This is a genomic window from Streptomyces tremellae (assembly GCF_039540215.1).
GTDB lineage: Bacteria > Actinomycetota > Actinomycetes > Streptomycetales > Streptomycetaceae > Streptomyces > Streptomyces tremellae.
This window is the reverse complement of record NZ_BAABEP010000146.1, coordinates 1-1,490: the sequence shown is the minus strand read 5'-3', so window position 1 is coordinate 1,490 and position 1,490 is coordinate 1. Positions and strand designations below refer to the sequence as shown.

General features: G+C 73.2%; 1 protein-coding gene. It reads right to left on the bottom strand.

The window, feature by feature from the left end:
- Positions 1-1,490 (bottom strand): hypothetical protein (locus ABEA77_RS33740; protein ID WP_425588455.1); only part of this gene is annotated, 1,490 nt, incomplete at both ends.

The window sequence follows — 1,490 nt, the reverse complement described above, 5'->3', positions numbered from 1 at the left end:
CGCGAAGTGGATACCACCCGACGACATCATCACCGCAGGCGCGGGCTTCAACCAGCCGTCCAGCATGCCGGCGCCCGGCAGGCGCGGGAACTCGACGGCGCTGTTGGTGTGTTCCGCCCTTGCCAGCGCGACGATGTCGTGCGCGACCTGGTCGGTGGTGCGGTGGCCGCCGGTCCTGCCGAGGTCCGCCAGCTCCTGGTGCCAGGTGGCGACGTCGTCCGCCGACACGCGCGGCGCGCCCGGAACGTCGGAAAGCAGGCTCCGCACGCGGAGGAACAGGGCCACGTCGGGCGGCAGTTCGTGGTCCATGCCGGCGAGGTGTTCGCCGTCGGCCGCGGGCCTGACAGCGGGCGGCGTCTGCTGCCGGCCGCCCGCGGTGCTGTCGTCCGCGGTCGTCGCGTGCGGCTCATGCGCGGTGTCGGCCTGCTCGATCTGGCGGCGCATTTCGGCCTGCGCGAGGGCGTTCTCCGCGGCGCGCAGCCGCTGCTGGGCTTCGTGAGCCCGTCCCAGCAGCGCGTCGCCCGAGGTGCCGATGCCGCTCGCGTCGAGCCGCTCCGCCTCGGCGAGGTGGTGCTGGGCCTCGGCGAGATGGCGCAGGGCGTCCCCGTACTCCTCGTGCGGGGCCTCCAGGCCGTCACCGGACTCGTCCCGGGTGTGCGGCGGCTGCTGCACACCCTCGTGGTCGGTGGCCGCGGGCTCCTTGCCCTTGCCGCCGCCTCGGGTGGTGCGGTCCTGGGCTCCGGTGTGGTCCTGGTCCTGGGCGGACTCGGAGGTTCGCGGCGGCTGCTCGGGGGCCGTCTCCGTGGCCGGGTGCCCGGCCTCCGTCCGCGGCGGCGCCGTCTCGGTGGCCGGGCGCTGCGGCGGGGGCAGCATCTCCTTGCTGACGCTGGCGCCGCCGATCAGCCCGGTGGCCACGCGTCCGGCGAGCAGCTTGTAGTCGGCCGCGACGTCCGCCTCGGTCTTCAGCGGCGGAAGGTGCGGCTGAAGGTCGCTCAGCGCGGGGTCGTCGTGCATGAACTGCCGGTAGGCGTTGTAGACCGTCGCGATGTCCTGGCGCACCTGCGTACTGCCACCACGGCCCGGCACGCCCAGGAGCCGGTTGTCGTTCGTCGCCCCGATGGACGCCAGGTCCATGAAGTACGAGTCGAGGACGTCCGTGACGTCGCGGTACGTCGGACCGGCGGACGCGCGCGCCTGCTGGAGCACGACACGCGCCATGTCGACCACGGCCTGCCGGTACACGTCGTACCGCGCGTTGCCCCGGATCGCACCCAGCACATGGTCCGACTGCCTCGCCTGCGACGCGTCCATCGTCCGGTGCGGCGGCAGGCCGGGCACCGGCATCGGCATGTCGCGCAGCATGGCGTCCTCGGCGTGCACCTCGGGCCGGACGCTCGCCATCGGGTGCACACCGAACTCGTGCGCCAACATCCCTGCGACGAAGCCGATGCTGTACTTCTCGAAGTAGTAGGCCGCGAGCCGCACTTCGT